Source organism: Haloarcula onubensis (assembly GCF_031624605.1).
In the GTDB taxonomy this organism is placed as follows: Archaea; Halobacteriota; Halobacteria; order Halobacteriales; family Haloarculaceae; genus Haloarcula; species Haloarcula onubensis.
In genome coordinates this window covers 303,605-317,644 of record NZ_JAMQOS010000004.1, presented here as the reverse complement: position 1 = coordinate 317,644, position 14,040 = coordinate 303,605, and the positions used below count along the sequence as shown (strand labels likewise).

Annotated in this window: 17 protein-coding genes; 6 read left to right on the top strand and 11 right to left on the bottom strand. The window is 64.6% G+C overall.

The window, feature by feature from the left end:
- Positions 1 to 22: 22 nt before the first annotated feature.
- The 4 genes from NDI86_RS13750 to NDI86_RS13735 form a co-directional block, all read right to left on the bottom strand.
- A complete protein-coding gene (locus tag NDI86_RS13750; protein ID WP_310901011.1) occupies positions 23 to 2,239 on the bottom strand; it encodes a DHH family phosphoesterase in 2,217 nt (738 codons plus the stop codon).
- Positions 2,240 to 2,314: 75 nt separating this feature from the next.
- The gene (locus tag NDI86_RS13745; protein WP_310901010.1) at positions 2,315 to 2,578 is read right to left on the bottom strand and encodes a hypothetical protein; all 264 of its coding nucleotides are present in this window, start codon (positions 2,576 to 2,578) and stop codon (positions 2,315 to 2,317) included.
- Between the two features lie 21 nt (positions 2,579 to 2,599).
- Positions 2,600 to 3,232, bottom strand: coding sequence for a YIP1 family protein (locus NDI86_RS13740; protein WP_310901009.1), 633 nt, complete (start codon positions 3,230 to 3,232; stop codon positions 2,600 to 2,602).
- A 103-nt stretch (positions 3,233 to 3,335) separates the two neighbouring features.
- Entirely contained in the window at positions 3,336 to 3,914 is a 579-nt protein-coding gene (locus NDI86_RS13735) for an NADPH-dependent FMN reductase (RefSeq protein ID WP_310901008.1), read from the bottom strand.
- Between the two features lie 91 nt (positions 3,915 to 4,005).
- Between NDI86_RS13735 and NDI86_RS13730 the strand changes: the two genes are divergently transcribed.
- Positions 4,006 to 4,554 (top strand): hypothetical protein, encoded by a 549-nt coding sequence (locus tag NDI86_RS13730; protein ID WP_310901007.1) that lies wholly within the window; start codon positions 4,006 to 4,008, stop codon positions 4,552 to 4,554.
- 69 nt (positions 4,555 to 4,623) lie between these two features.
- Here NDI86_RS13730 and NDI86_RS13725 read toward each other — a convergent pair whose 3' ends face one another.
- Positions 4,624 to 5,550, bottom strand: a complete 927-nt coding sequence (locus NDI86_RS13725) for an HhH-GPD family protein (protein ID WP_310901006.1) — start codon at positions 5,548 to 5,550, stop codon at positions 4,624 to 4,626.
- 331 nt (positions 5,551 to 5,881) lie between these two features.
- Here NDI86_RS13725 and NDI86_RS13720 point away from each other — a divergent pair, with 331 nt between their 5' ends.
- Entirely contained in the window at positions 5,882 to 6,211 is a 330-nt protein-coding gene (locus NDI86_RS13720; RefSeq protein WP_310901005.1) for a ribbon-helix-helix protein, read from the top strand.
- Here NDI86_RS13720 and NDI86_RS13715 read toward each other — a convergent pair.
- Positions 6,208 to 7,476, bottom strand: a complete 1,269-nt coding sequence (locus tag NDI86_RS13715) for an MgtC/SapB family protein (RefSeq protein WP_310901004.1) — start codon at positions 7,474 to 7,476, stop codon at positions 6,208 to 6,210. The two genes, NDI86_RS13720 and NDI86_RS13715, sit on opposite strands and share 4 nt — an antisense overlap.
- A 79-nt stretch (positions 7,477 to 7,555) precedes the next feature.
- Here NDI86_RS13715 and NDI86_RS13710 point away from each other — a divergent pair, with 79 nt between their 5' ends.
- On the top strand, positions 7,556 to 8,803 hold the full coding sequence (locus NDI86_RS13710) for an AI-2E family transporter (RefSeq protein ID WP_310901003.1): 1,248 nt from the start codon (positions 7,556 to 7,558) through the stop codon (positions 8,801 to 8,803).
- On the opposite strand, the gene NDI86_RS13705 is transcribed toward NDI86_RS13710, so the two are convergent.
- On the bottom strand, positions 8,800 to 9,087 hold the full coding sequence (locus tag NDI86_RS13705) for a PadR family transcriptional regulator (RefSeq protein ID WP_220587664.1): 288 nt from the start codon (positions 9,085 to 9,087) through the stop codon (positions 8,800 to 8,802). The genes NDI86_RS13710 and NDI86_RS13705 overlap by 4 nt on opposite strands.
- 200 nt (positions 9,088 to 9,287) lie before the next feature.
- Here NDI86_RS13705 and NDI86_RS13700 point away from each other — a divergent pair, with 200 nt between their 5' ends.
- The 3 genes from NDI86_RS13700 (at position 9,288) to NDI86_RS13690 (ending at position 10,736) form a co-directional block, all read left to right on the top strand.
- Positions 9,288 to 9,563 carry an amphi-Trp domain-containing protein gene (locus NDI86_RS13700; protein ID WP_310901002.1) on the top strand — a complete coding sequence of 92 codons (276 nt, stop codon included), beginning with the start codon at positions 9,288 to 9,290 and terminating at the stop codon, positions 9,561 to 9,563.
- Between the two features lie 544 nt (positions 9,564 to 10,107).
- Positions 10,108 to 10,353, top strand: coding sequence for an AbrB/MazE/SpoVT family DNA-binding domain-containing protein (locus NDI86_RS13695; RefSeq protein ID WP_310901001.1), 246 nt, complete (start codon positions 10,108 to 10,110; stop codon positions 10,351 to 10,353).
- Positions 10,350 to 10,736: a PIN domain-containing protein gene (locus NDI86_RS13690; protein WP_310901000.1), complete on the top strand. Its 387-nt coding sequence runs from the start codon at positions 10,350 to 10,352 to the stop codon at positions 10,734 to 10,736. The genes NDI86_RS13695 and NDI86_RS13690 overlap by 4 nt, the downstream gene beginning before the upstream one ends.
- Before the next feature lie 365 nt (positions 10,737 to 11,101).
- On the opposite strand, the gene NDI86_RS13685 is transcribed toward NDI86_RS13690, so the two are convergent.
- From NDI86_RS13685 to NDI86_RS13670, 4 genes are all read right to left on the bottom strand, one after another.
- The gene (locus tag NDI86_RS13685; RefSeq protein WP_310900999.1) at positions 11,102 to 11,518 is read right to left on the bottom strand and encodes a PIN domain-containing protein; all 417 of its coding nucleotides are present in this window, start codon (positions 11,516 to 11,518) and stop codon (positions 11,102 to 11,104) included.
- A gap of 9 nt (positions 11,519 to 11,527) precedes the next feature.
- On the bottom strand, positions 11,528 to 11,758 hold the full coding sequence (locus NDI86_RS13680) for a hypothetical protein (protein ID WP_310900998.1): 231 nt from the start codon (positions 11,756 to 11,758) through the stop codon (positions 11,528 to 11,530).
- Positions 11,759 to 12,034: 276 nt separating this feature from the next.
- Complete coding sequence (locus tag NDI86_RS13675) at positions 12,035 to 12,796, bottom strand: MBL fold metallo-hydrolase (protein WP_310900997.1); 762 nt, start codon at positions 12,794 to 12,796, stop codon at positions 12,035 to 12,037.
- A 78-nt stretch (positions 12,797 to 12,874) separates the two neighbouring features.
- The gene (locus NDI86_RS13670; protein WP_310900996.1) at positions 12,875 to 13,642 is read right to left on the bottom strand and encodes a helix-turn-helix domain-containing protein; all 768 of its coding nucleotides are present in this window, start codon (positions 13,640 to 13,642) and stop codon (positions 12,875 to 12,877) included.
- Positions 13,643 to 14,040: the final 398 nt, after the last annotated feature.

The following is a 14,040-nucleotide window of genomic DNA, read 5'->3' as shown; positions in this document are numbered from 1 at the left end:
CGGGGTGAAAAGTCCTGTGTCGTTACAGGTCCGCGGCGAGTCGAGCCAGCGCGGCGTCGAGCACCGCGTCGCGCTCACCGGCCAGGTAGCGGACCGAGCCGTCTCGGACGCTGCGGGTCGTGACGCCGCCCTCCGGCACGTCGGCGTCGACGTCGGCGACCAGCGCGTGCAGGTCCACGTCGGCGTCGGTGCGGACGTAGAGCGTGTCGGTGGCGATACCGACCACGCCGTCGACTTCGTCACGGACCGCGCGGTAGAGTTCGTCGAGCAGGAGCGTCTCCGGCGGGAACTCGTACTGGTGGGAGTAGGCGTCCGTGTCCAGCACGGCGATGTCGGCGCCCTCGACGGTTCGGTAGTCGAGGTTGGCCTCGGCGGTGCCGACCTCCTCGTCGACCTTCTCGCGGAACTGCTCGGCGACGTTGCCGGCCAGCCCGCCGACGTCGCTCTCGTCGTCGCCGAAGACGAGGTCGGTGATGAGCTCTCGCTTGTCCTCGTAGGACTGGTAGTGCGCTTCGAGCGCGACGGCCTCGCGGAGCTGCGCGACCGCCTCGGCGTCGTAGCCGGCCTCGGCGGCGAGGTCGGTGTAGGCCTCGGGGGCGTCCTCCCAGAAGCTGACCGCGGGGAGGTGCCGGAGGTCCTCGCGGACGTCGTGGTTGACATGTGCGGCGAGGTTCGCGGCGAGCGCCGTCGCGGTGGTGTCGGGGGCGTCGGCCAGGCTCGGCGAGACGACGGCGTCGACCGCGTCGGTGACGGCGCCGTCGACCTCGATGTCGTCGACGACCACGGTGGGCGCGCCGTAGACGTTCAGCAGGTCGAAGCCGTCCAGGCTCTCGCGGGTGCCGCCCGCGGCGACGAAGACGAACAGCGGGAGCGCCTCGTCGTGGCGCGCCCGGTTGTCGAGCATCGTCGAGGTGTCCTTCGTGGCGTCGTCCATGTCGTAGACGCCGCCCTCCAGCGGTCGGCGGTCGAAGTAGTGGTACTGCGCGTCGGCGCGGCGATGCTGGTCGGTGACCAGCGGGAGCGTCGCGCGTTCGAGCGCGGCGCCGGCCAGGTAACCGTCCGCGGTGTTCGTGTGGCGGACGATGACCGGACGCTCGGTGAGGACGGCCTTGCGTATCTCGGTGGCGGCCTCGACCAAGTCGTCCGAGAGGGCCTCGACCGTGTCGTCGTCGGCCAGCGGCGCGACGGTGTCGGGACGGGCCTCGTCGTCCAGCGCGTCGGCGAGTCGCTGCTCGACCGCGTCGCGTTCCTCGTCGTCCAGCACGGCGAGGTCCTCGGTCTCGACCTGCAGTTCGCCCCGGCGCTCGCGCACTTCACCGTCGAGTCGGACGAAATCGCCCTCGTCGACTTCGGGGTAGGCGCGGACACCGGCCTCGACGAACGCGGCGCAGTCGACGGTCCCGCTCTCGTCCTGCAGTTCGAAGACGGTCGGGCCCGACGTCTGCCGGATACCGACGACTTCGCCCTCCAGTCGGACGTCCTCGCCGACGTGGTCGCTCAGGCCGCCGATGGCGACGGGTTCGAGGGCGTCCTCGCTCTCGTCGGCGGACGCCGTCTCTGTGCCGGCGTCAGCAGTCGCCGCGTCGGCGTCGTCCTCAGTAGCGTCGCCGGCCATCCCGTCGTCGGCGGTCTCTGAGCCGCTGGCGGCGACGACGGCCGTCTCGGTGACGTCGTCGGCGTCGCTGGTCTCGCCGACCATGCCGACGCTCGTCTCGTCCGACGAACCGTCCGAGTCGCCGTCGGCGTGGTCGGACTCGTCGTCCGCTTCGCCGTCCGACTCCTCGTCGGTCGTGTCGGCCGCGGGGGACTGAGCGGCCGCCCCGTCCCCGTCAGCGTTTCCCGATTCGTCGTCCTCTTCGAGCAGCGTGGAGTGGCCCACGTCGGGGTCGTCCACGAGCACGCCGCGGAACTCGCGTTCGGCCTGTCGGATGGACCAGCCCAGGTCCACGTTGCCGTTGTCGCGGACGTTCTTCACCTGGACGTACACCTCGTCGCCCGGCTCCCAGTCAAGCGAATCGAGTCGCCGGTCCAGCTCGCTGCGGTGGAGCAGGCCGGTGACGCTGTCACCGATGTCGACGAAGACGCCGAACTCGGCGAAGCCGTCCACGTTGCCGCGGTAGTATCGACCAACGTTGAGCTGGTCGGGTCGGTTCCCTCGGAACTCGAACAACGCGTCCTCCTCGTGGAGGTCGCAGATGTGTCCGTCGACGGATGTGCCGCAAATGATACACGAACCCATTGCCCGATGCAAGCAGGTGGGGCCTAAAACTGTTGTCGAATTCCGCGCGAGAGAAACGGAGTGGTTACCGCCCGCTCATTCGAACGCCTCGCTCTCCGATTCGAGCAGTTCCAGCCCTTCTCTGACGGCCGTGGCCTGTTCGGGGAACAGGGCGACCTCGATTTCGCTGCCCTGTTCGTCCTCGAAGGCGAGTTTGACGCGCTTGTCACCGTACTCACGCGCGTCGACGCTCTCGACGTCGTAGAGCTTGATAGTCGCCTGCTTGTTCGAGGGGCCGACGTTCTTTACGGCGCCGTCCTTGAGTTCGAGCATGAACTGGTCGATGTCCAGTGTGAGCATACCCCGACTACTCGGCCGCGGTTAAAATCCGCTCGCACTCGCGAGCGCGGTCAGCGCGGCGAACCCGCGGAAGCCGTAGCCAAAGAGGATTGCAGCGGGGATAGCGCCGACGAGAGCGGCTTTCGGCAGACTGAGGTCGTGGACCACGGCCGTCCCGACGACGTACAGCGCCCCGCCCCAGAGCGTGACGAGCACGCGCAGTTCCGGGAACGGGAGCCCCGCGACGACGCAGGGCGCCATCGCGTAGCACATCACCTGGACCGTCTCGCTGATGCCGCCCCGCTCGGGCGCGGCGGGAACCAGCAGGAGCGTCTGTATCGCCGCCGTCAGGTGGACCGTGATGGGCGCGACGAAGACGATGATGCCCAGGAGGGCGAGGACGGCCACACCCGGCGAGAACCCGCCGATGGCGGGGTAGGGGAACGGCCCGGTCGAGAGGAGGCCACGGGAGGCGAGTTCGACCACGAGAAAGCGGCCCAGCTCCTCGACGAGGACGACCAGCGACGCGAAGACGAGCCCCGGCGCCTGGTCGCCCGGGGCGATGCCGGTCCGGAAGAACCGCCGCGGTCGTCGGAGCACCTCGGCCCAGGCCTGCACGATGGCGACCGGCCCGCGGTCGCGCCCCGTCCCGGTGGTCTCGACCCACTGAGTCACACGCTGCAGTGAGGACTCGGCCAGTAAGAGAATTCCGAGTCGCGGTCGGTCGTCGGTGCCTTCGGAGCGGCTGCTTACGAGTTCGGATATAGCGTCCTCACGGTCAGTCATCCGCTCCGACGTTCTCCGTGCTCTCCAGACACGGCGGGTCGGGTTCGATGTTCGCGTACTGCACCGCCTCCTCGCCCAGCCGCGCGACGCGCTCGTCGATTCCTTCGTCGGTAATCGCACCGTCCGCGACGGCGTTCCGTGCCCGCGGGACGGCCGCCTGGTGCGGGATGACCCAGCAGTTCAGCGCGCGACAGACCGAGCGGAGGTGTTCGAGCGCGGTGATGGGGAAGCCGCCGCCGGCGACGGCCAGCAGGCCCACGGTCTTGTTCTCGAACTCGTCGAAGCCACAGTAGTCGAGCGCGTTCTTCAGCGGCGCGGAGTACGAGCCGTGGTAGACGGGCGTCCCGAGCAGTATCGAGTCGCCCTCGCGAATCCGGCGGGTGACATCGGGCGCGTCGCCGGCGTCGCGGTCGTCCGCGTCGAAGACGGGGAGGTCGTACTCGCGGAGGTCGAGCAGTTCCGTCGTCCCGCCGGTCTCGCGGGCCGCTTCCAGCGCGTGTTCGATGGCGACGCGAGTGTAGCTCGCCTCGCGGAGGCTGCCGACGACGCCGACCACGTGCGGACGTGACATGGTACGATGGAGACGGCGGCGGGCCAAAGGGGTAGCGGTCCCGGCCGCTCAAGGCCGGGTTTTCGTAAGCCCGGCGGGCCTACGAGCACGTATGCGCGAGACGCTCACGTCGTTCGACCCGGACGTTCCCTACAGGCTCCGGCAGTGGGTCGACCCGTGGCTGACCGGGCTCGCGCGCAGGGTCGGAAGCCCGGAGTACCGGCTTCTCCGAGCCGGCTACGTCGGCACCGTAGAGCGGCCCGTCGACGAACTCGCGTCGGCGCTGCGCGCGGCCGGGTTCTCGTGGGGACCCGTAAGCTGGTACCACCACCCGCCGGTCGGGGCCGAGCCAAACGGTAGCTGGACCTACCGAGCGGCCCCGCTCGCGGACCGCCAGCTGCACGTGATTCTCACCGCCCACGCCCCCGCCTGCGTCGACGTGTTCGCCCACTGGGAGTACAACTGGCTGCGCCACCCGGTCAGGCACGCGAAACAACTGGACATCGACCGGGAGACAGGTGTGGCCACGATGCGGGAGTGGCTGACACAGCGGGACATCGACTTCGAGGAGCGGTCGCGAGCACATCGGAAAGTCCGACGCACCGCACAGCGAGTGGCCACGGCGCTCACCGCCCGGTTCGGGCTGGGACAGTCGAGTTGAGCGCCCATACGGCGACGGGCCGGCTACGAGCAGCGGAACACCGCCGTCAGTTCGGCCAGGCGGTCGTCCTCAGCGACGGAGTGTGGCGACGGTTCTGCCGTCCGCCTCGGTGACGGCGACCAGTTCGTCGTCCGCGAGGTCCGAGAGCAGACCGCGCAGCCACTCGCGGCCGTGTTCGCCCTCCGGCGCGTAATCGACCCGGATTCGTGGCCCGAGTTCGTCCAGCGTCAACTCGTCGTACTCGTTGAGGACGCTGATGACTCGCCCCCGGAACTGCCGCCGGCTCCCCTCGAAGGCCGGCTGAGTCGGCACGTCCGGTGCGGTGAAATCGCCCGACTGGTAGGCCGAACACCACTCGCGCCAGGGACACTGCGCGCCGTCGCAGTCGGGCGTCTTCTCGCAGGCCACCCCGCCCAGTTCCATGACGGCGTTGTTCCAGACGCGCGAGCGGCCCTCGGGCAGCAGCGCCCGCGCCGTCGCCTCGAAGGCGTCGTCGTCGTCGGGCACGTCGAACGCCCGATACAGGACGCGTTTGACGTTGGTGTCCACGACGGCGTTCCCGTTGTCGAACGCGAACGAGGCGACGGCATTGGCGGTGTACGGGCCCACGCCCATCAGCTCCGAGAGGCCGTCCGGGTCGCGGGGCCACTCGCCGTCGCGCTCGTGGACGACCTGCCGGGCGGCCTCGTGGAGGTACTTCGCGCGGTTGTTGTACCCCAGCGAGTGGTCCGTCCAGAAGCCCACCACGTCGCCGCGGTCGGCCGCCGCGAGGTCCGCGACGGTGGGCCACCGTTCCAGGAAGTCCTCCCACGCCGCCACGACCCGGTCGAGCTGGGTCTGCTGGCTCATCACCTCCGAGACGAGAATCTCGTAGGGGTCGTCGGTCCGGCGCCACGGGTAGTCCCGGTGGTCGGCCTCGTACCACTCGACGAGGGCGTCCCGAACCGCGTGTACGTCGCTCGGGAGGTGCTCGTCCGCTCCCGCCTGCTCGCTCATTGCCGGCCCTTCGGCCCTCGGTGCTTTGTGTGTGGTGGTTGTGACTCCGCCTAGGGGATACCGGCAGCCAGAGAGGCGCGCTCGCAGCCGACTCGTCCACCCGTAGGTGGGGACGAAAGGGGCTGCGCCGGGCGAACCTCGACGAACTAAGCACGCGCGTGAAGCGAGCGCGCGCAGCGAGGCGGGAGTCTAGCGGGACTTCCTGGCTGTACGCCGACGGGGCTCCGTATATCGCCAGCGGGGCTCACAGGTAGTTCGAACTCGTCTGTGGTCTCGGTCGCGGCACCGTCCAGTCGCAAGGCGTTTTTACGGGCTGGCCCTCCGGGCTGGTATGACCCTCGACGAACTGCAAGCGGAGATGCAGGAGCGGTACGCGGAGACAGGCGACGAACTCCCGGTCTCGCTGGACCGCGAGACGCGCAACGAGCTGGCGATGCTGTCGGTCGCGCTGGACCCCGAGGACACGGACGAACTCGTCCGGCGGGCCGTCCACATGCTCTTTCAGTCGACCGTCGAGCGCGGGACCCTGGATTTCCACCTGCGGTCGGGCTACGACTGCACGTACGACGAGTACCTCTCGGGGATGACCTTCGACGAGATGGCCGGCGGCAACCAGTTCCCGCAGTCACAGGACAACGACGACCGGCGCTACCAGTTCTAGAGGAGTAACCCGACCGCGAGCAGTGTCGACCCGCCAAGCACCACCGAACTCCAGAGCGCGACCCGGACCGCGAAGCTCCGGTTCGGCCCCGGCGCTGTCACGGCGGCTTTGACGACGATACTGGCCGCGGTTGCGAGCAGGATGGCGACCATCGCCGTCGTCTCGTCGATAGCGCCGCCGCGGTACAGCAACACGGCGGAGGTGGTCGCACCGGCACTGGAGACGAGACCGGAGAGGGCCGACGTGACGTAGAGACCGGCGGTGCCAAAGCGGGCGCTGGCGACGCCGCCGACGACGACCACGAGCAGGAAGACGCCGCCGAAGGCGAGGGCGTTCCGCAGCGAGAACGGGCTGACGAGGTCCATCTCGACCTCCGCCGACCAGTCGGCGGTGTAGGCCGCGACGGCGACGCTCCCGAGGATGACGGCCGCGAGCGGGAGCAGCGGCGAGAGGAGGAGGCCGCTCTCGACCGTGAACACGACCGTGATGAGCAGGTTCCGCAGGGCCATCGCGGCGTCGGCAAGCAGGATAGCGGCCACGGCGTAGGACGAGGCGGCGGGCTGCTGGCGGACGTGGTCGACCATCGTCCCGACGACCGCCGTCGAGGAGGCCAGCCCGCCGAAGAAGCCGGTGACGGCGATGCCGCGCCCGCCGTAGGTCTGGACGATGGCGTAGTTGACGAAGCCGATGCCCGCGACGAACACCACCATGAGCCAGACGACGCGCAGTTCCAGGGCGACGCCGAGCAGGTTCCCGGGCAGTCGGACCGGGTCGGCCGGCAACAGCGGGTAGACGACGAACGCGAGGATGGCAAACTCCGTCCCGGACCGCAGTTCCTGCTTGCTCAGCCCCCAGGCGAAGCTGTGGAGCTCTCGTTTCAGGACGAGCAGCAGCGAGGAGAAGACGGCGACGGTCACGCCCTCCAGGATGTACCCCGCCGCGACGACGGCGCCGACCCCGTAGGCCACGAGCAGGGAGACGGACGTGGTCAGCGACAGCGTCGGCTCTTCGGTCCTGAGACCCTGGACGGCGAGCAGTATCCCCTGGACGATGACCAGCACCCCGCCGAGGACGAGCAGCGTCTCCTGTCCGGTGACGGTAAAGACCGCGGCCAGGAGGCTGACGAGCGCGAACGTCCGTATGCCCGCGGACTTGTGGGACCACTCCCGTTCGAGCCCGAGGAACATCCCGAGCGCGCCCGCGAGCAGGATTCGCAGGACCCCGGTGTCTATCCAGGGGGCGGCAAGCTGTATCGGAGTCGACACAGTCGACGTACGGGCTGGAGAGCGTAAGCGTGCCGGCCGACGGGGTAGCTTTTTATTTTCCGCCAAGAAACCCCGTATCATGGCCGAGTACGACGTAGATATCAACTGGCCACGTGCGTTCTGGATTGGTTTTGGCGTCGTACTGGCTGCCGCAGTGTTGTTCGTCACCTACTCCTTTATCGGCACGTTCGTCTTCGGTGTCTTCATCTACTACGCGACGCGGCCGCTGTATCGCCGGGTCCAGCGCCGTGTTCGGCAACGGACACTCTCGGCTCTCCTCTCGCTGTTCCTGCTCGCGCTCCCGGTGCTCGTCCTGCTGTACTACACTATCGCGATCGCCGTCCAGGAGTTCAGCCGGTTCGCACAGACGGCGGACGTGGGGCCGTACGCCGACGCCGTCGAGCCCTACATCAACGTCTCCGAAGTGGTCCAGAACCCACAGGCGCTGCTCTCAGACGCCGCCGGTCCGGGGACCGTCGTCGACACGCTGGGGCAGTTCGTGGGCTATCTCGGTGTCGTGGGCACCGGACTCATCCACGTGTTCGTGATGTTCGCGCTCGCGTTCTACCTGCTCCGGGACGGCGACCGCTTCGCCGAGTGGCTCAAGGGGTTTCTCGACCACCGCGGGGTGCTCGACCGCTACTTCCACGAGGTCGACCGGAGCTTCCACAAGGTGTTCTACGGCAACATCCTGAACGCCATCGTCACGGGCGCCATCGGCGCTATCGCCTTCAGCATCGTCGACTTCTTCGCCCCGGTGGGTCTCGGAGTCCCGTATCCCGCCCTGACGGGGCTGCTCGCGGGCGCGGCGAGTCTCATCCCCATCATCGGGATGAAGATCGTCTACGTCCCGATGGCGCTGTATCTCGCCCTCGAAGCGGGACTGGACGGCGAGGGCTGGTGGTTCGTCGCGCTGTTCGTCGCCGTCGCGTTCGTCATCGTGGACACGATACCGGACCTCGTCGTCAGGCCGTACGTCTCCGGCGGCGGGTCGCTCTCGTTCGGGCCGTTCGGCCGGAGCGAGTCGACGCCCGAACCCGATTCGAACCCCGGGCTCCACACGGGGACGCTGATGTTCGCGTACATCCTCGGGCCGTTCCTCTTTGGCTGGTACGGGCTCTTCCTCGCGCCGATGATACTGGTCCTCGTCGCTCACTTCGCCAGGTTCGTCCTGCCGGTCATCGTCGAGGGAGAGGGGCGCCCGGCGGGCGTCGACCCGACGAACCTCGTCGGGGAGGAGGTCGGCGATCCGGCGATAGACGACGTGACCGATAGCCAGCCCGGCGACGACGCGACGCCGACGCCGAGCGCCGAGGACGTCTCCTAGGCGTCGGCCTCGGTGTCGACGTACTGGTTCTCCCAGTCGCGTCGCGCGTCGAGTTCGCGCCGGCCGCGACGGGTCAGCGTATAGAAGTTTGTCCGGCGGTCGCGCTGGCCCTTCTCGACGAGTCCCTTGTCGACGAGCGTGTCGAGGTTGGGGTAGAGCCGCCCGTGGTGAATCTCCTTCTCGTAGTAGGCCTCCAGTTCCTCCTTGATAGCGAGCCCGTGTGGCTCCTCGTGTCCGGAGATAACGTAGAGGAGATCCCGTTGAAACCCGGTCAGGTCGTACATCTTCTGTCCCTGCTCACATATCAGGGATTGAACCATTTAAATATGTCGGATTATCGATTATCCATCGCAGAGTATCATCGAGGCCGCTGGTAGCGCACTCGAAACCGGAGAGTCAGATATATCGACCGACTGAGATGACGGGGTAGTAGTATCGCCACCGGCGCCGATGCTGTTATCTACTGGCGCGACCATTTGTTGGTATGCCAGAAGAAACTCTGTTCGAGAGTGAGCAGCTAATGGGTCGTGACGCCGTCGCAGACTACCTCAGGACGCTCGCGGACTCGCTGGAGGCCGGCTCCGACGTGACGCTGCGGGCGGGCGAGCAGTCCGTGACGATGAGTCCGCCGGGCGAGGTGGAGTTCGAGGTCAAGGCCGAGCGCGAGGGACCGACCGACGGCAACGGCGAGCTGAGCATCGAGGTGGAACTGGAGTGGCCCGAGAACGCGACGCAGGGCGGCAGCCTCTCCATCGAGTAGTCGAGGCTCCCGCAGGCGCTTCTCATCGCAACCGGAGACGGACACAGCGACCGCTGTCTGACGTATTTCAGCGAAGTAAGTGGAAAGCGGCCGCCGAAAATGCGGCCGCTTGCCGCCCTGAATTGGTCCCCGCTGACGCTTCGGCCCTCCAAGCGAAGCGTCATCGGAAAGAAAGTGAGTGAGTGACTTAAAAGTACCGGCCCTCCGGCAGAATGGTGTCTATCTGAAACGTTCGTCTCGGCCACCCGACGGGTCAGCGTAATCGGTTGGGGAGCAGTCGTCGGGCGGTGGCAAACGTTGGGTGACGGTTCATGGCGTGCCCAGGGTGGCCCCACTCACCGGGTAGTTCGCTCCGGAGGGTACGAGTGGCCGATAGAAGCGCACTCCGCCGACCAAATCACGGGTGCCTTCAGCGGTTCTCGCGCTGTTCGACTTTGTTCGACTCGACAAAGTCCACCATGGATTTACGCGAAATCATCTGCGGAGTGGCATAGAAATCTGTCTGGTGGTAAGATTCTTGTCCCGTTCCACCATAGTCTACTCTATGTCAGCGGAGACGGACCGACAGGGTCGGCTGTACATCCCCAAAGAGATACGCGAAAAGTACGGTGACAAGTATCATATCGTGACCTACGAGGACAGAATCGAACTCATTCCGGTCGCAGACGACCCACTCGCCGCCGTCCGTGAGGCGGCAGGCGGCCTCCGCGATGCGTCCGTCGAGGAGATTCGTGAGGACATCGAAGGGGAAGCCAAAGCCGAGGCCCGAGAGAAGGACACCGATAGATGACGGTGTACGTCGAGACGGACTTCCTGCTCGCACTCGCCAAGAATTCCGACTGGTTACAGGGGTCGGCGGAAGAAGCACTCGACGAGTACGAGGTCGAAACGTCGGCGTTCTCGTACCTCGAACTCGTCCTCGCCCGAGAACGCTACGAGTTCGATTACGTCCCGCTCGTGGCGAACCTGCTCGAACTGGTCCCCGTACGGGACGAAGAAGAGAAGCAGGTGGTGCTAAAGGCCGTCAACTACTACGACGAAGGGATGACGCCGTTCGACGCGTTCCACGCGGCGACTGCGGAGACACGGGGGATGGACGTCCTCTCGTCCGAGAAGGACTACGAGGACATCGAAGTATCCAGGGTGCCGCTTGAACCGACCGACGAGAAGTGACCATCACTAAAAGCGGAGCGAAGACGACCAAACGGAGGGGCTATGCTGATCTCTTCTTCCTTGCCTCGGACAGCTACTGCAACTGACTGCACGAAACTGGGTGTCGAAGAGACAGACACTCATTTGCAGTCGGATAACAGTTGGAAGATATCCTTTCAGACCCCCGATGCGTCGGAGATGCGACCTTCTCAGCGAGACTCTCTCTGCTCCACCTTGTTCAAGTCGCTGAGATCCATGATGGAATCACGTGAAAATTGTCTTCCGATTCACTCTCAGGACATCGAATACGGGTGTAACAGACTTGCTATCGCCACCACATATAAACGAGGAGACTCCCTCATTCTACAGGCTACTGTTTGGATCGGCTAGAGCGTGTCGAACGAGTCGATCACATAGCTCGTGGGGTGGGCCTCGACGACATCCTGTTCCTGGAAATCGGAGTCGTCGCTCCAAATATCGGCATCGGTAGCGAGGGCACACGCCACGTACAACACGTCGTCGGGATCAGTGTCGCCGATTACCGGGTCGGCCTCCTGGATATACGGATAGAACTCGCTGGCGGGAATGACTTCGATATACTGGAAGAGGAGGTCGATAAACTGTGCGACTCGATCTGGAGTCATTCCTGACTTCTCGACGATCAGCTCCTCGTAGTTCCCGATCTCGTCGTGGACGAACTCGGGTGTAAAGAGATCGGGTTCGAGCGTAACGATGAGTTCGCGGGTTTTCGAGTCAGCGATGAGTGCGGAGATGACGACGTTGGCATCGACAACCAGCTTCATCGGTCGAGATTACTTCGACTCTTCTTCGACGCGTTGGCGTGCGCTCTCGTTGATTTTGTCAGCAATCTCCGCAACGTCGCTCTCGGTGAGGTCACTCTTGGACGTCAGTTCGTCCATCACGTCAAGCGTCTCGATCTTCTCTTGGATAGCCTGGCGGGTGACCTCGCTCCAGTTGATCTCTGGGTGCTTTTCCATTTGCTCTTTGAGGTCGTCGTCGACGTTGACCGTGATCGTGGGCATATAGAGAACTTTGTGTACACAGAATACTGTGTCTTTCGGTGAATCCGTTTCGTGTATCGTTCCCGGGATGCTTCTGGAGGACGTCGAACCCGTAAAATCGGATTACCTCAGCGGGACTCCCGCTGTTCGACCTTGTTCAGGTCAGTAACTCACGTTACACGGTCGCGTGTACTTTACCAGTATCCAAGTACCACACTTGTCGCTTGTAGCAGTGTGGTCGAAGCCGGAATCTCACGTCGCTAAAGTCGTACCCTCGGTCAGACGACCCCTCTCGGGTTACAGGCTGATCTGCTCCCCGTCTTCTGGAACATGTACGCCCTCCGTCTCCGCCCGCAGTTCCTCGCGCGACAGCAAGCAGTGGTTGATCGCTTCCATGTGGACGACGGCGATTTCGGCATCAGTGGCCTCACGGACGGCGGTGATGTCCTCAACGCCCATTGTGATGGGTTCGCCCTGCTCGAACTGTGCTTCACCGCAGTTGAGGACGGCCAGATCGGGTTCGAACTCATCGAGCGTGTCTTCGACCGGCTCGTACCAGATCGTGTCACCAGCGACGTACACGGTCTCGTCACCCTCGAAGACGAAGCCCGAGACCGGGGCCATCCCCTCGGCGAGTTCGCCGTGCCCGTGCTGACCCGGTGTCCGGTGGATGGTGATACCGTCGAACGTCGTCTGGTCGTCGACGGGCCGAACGTCAGTGAATCCTTCCTCTGCGAAGGCGTCCGCTTCCTCGGGCTGACAGAACAGCGGCACGTCTGCGTCGAGTTCTGCTCTGGCCGCCTCGTCCCAGTGGTCTGGGTGGCGGTGCGTGACGACCACAGCGTCGTACGAGAGGTCGACGTCGGGCAGCGCGACGAGTGGGTTCCGTTTCTGGTTCGCCGTGGTGAGGAATTCAGGAACTGCCGGGTTATCCGTCACCGTCGGCATCTCGCCCTGTGGTGTGAACATCGGATCGACGAGAAACGTCGTGTCACCAACGTCCACGAGGATGGTTGCGTTACGAATCAGTCGAACGCTGGTTCCAGTTGTCGTTGACATACGAGACCATCTACGTGAGCCATCGGCGTGGGATTTACTTCGACATATTCCAACCCACACGGCGTTCGACGCGCTCGCTCACTGAATGAACTCGATATCCTCGGGGTCGAGATCCACGTCGAGGTCGACATCGAGTGAATCGGCAGCGAACTGCTGTGCCAGCCACGCTTCAGCTCGGTTGAGACGGTACTGGAACGTCGAACGCGATACGCCGACATCGGCTGCGATCTCGGTGACCGACCGTTGCCGTGGCTCCTCGTAGTACCCGCGTTCGATTGCAGCCTCAAGTGCCGACTGCTGTTCGGGCGTGAGGGTTTGCTGAACACGACCGTCTTCGAGCAAACACGGCGGCGTCCCGAGTCGTTCGACGGTCAGCGACAGCCCCTCTCGAAGGTTTTCATGCACTTTCTCGTGGATCGCTGCGACAGGCTCGTCGATAAGTAAGCGCCATCGGAATTGGTCACCACGACGCTCTGATCGCATTATCAGCCCCTCGCCGACGTGGTTCGCGGCGACAAGCGGGATTGACCGCGGGCCGTCATCTTCCCGGCGAAGCGAGTAGATCTTCCGTGACTCTGGATTCAACGAGAGAATCGTGTACTCGTACTCGGTCACAGGCGCACCACACATCCCAGTCGTATTCGGATTACTGGCGACGCGTTCTAGCCGGTCGTCAAGCTCGTCGAGGACGTCTGTCGGGCCGACGACTTTGTCGATTCCCCATACCGCTTCGCTGGTTGCATTGATCTCCATCGACTGGGCGTACAAGTCCCCGTGTTCGATAAAGAGATCCATCACCTCGTCAGCCCCCTTCTCGTATTCGACTGTGAAGACGAACTCGCGCAAGATAGCGTACATTCTCGCTCGACGGGTAAAGCCTGTTAGGTGTATCCTCTGTACGTAACGATAACCGGTCGTTGGGTGATGAGTTCGGTATTTTGCATGAAGCGGTCGTCGTGACCGCGTGTGCAACAGACTTGCGACGAATCTTCCGGCTGCTCATCGAGTCTGAAAATTCGCAAGGTGGCGTCGTGAATCGACTCGCCCATCACTAACACGCGGTTAGAGACTCTGTATCAGCCGTCCTTCCGACTATCGACTCTCTCGCTGCCCAACCTTGTTCAGATAGCTGAAATACAGGATGGATTCGCCTGAAAATTGTCTTTCGATCCACTCTCAGAACATCGAATACGGGCGTAACAGGCACCCGATTGCTGCCACGTATAAGAGAAGAGATTCCCTCA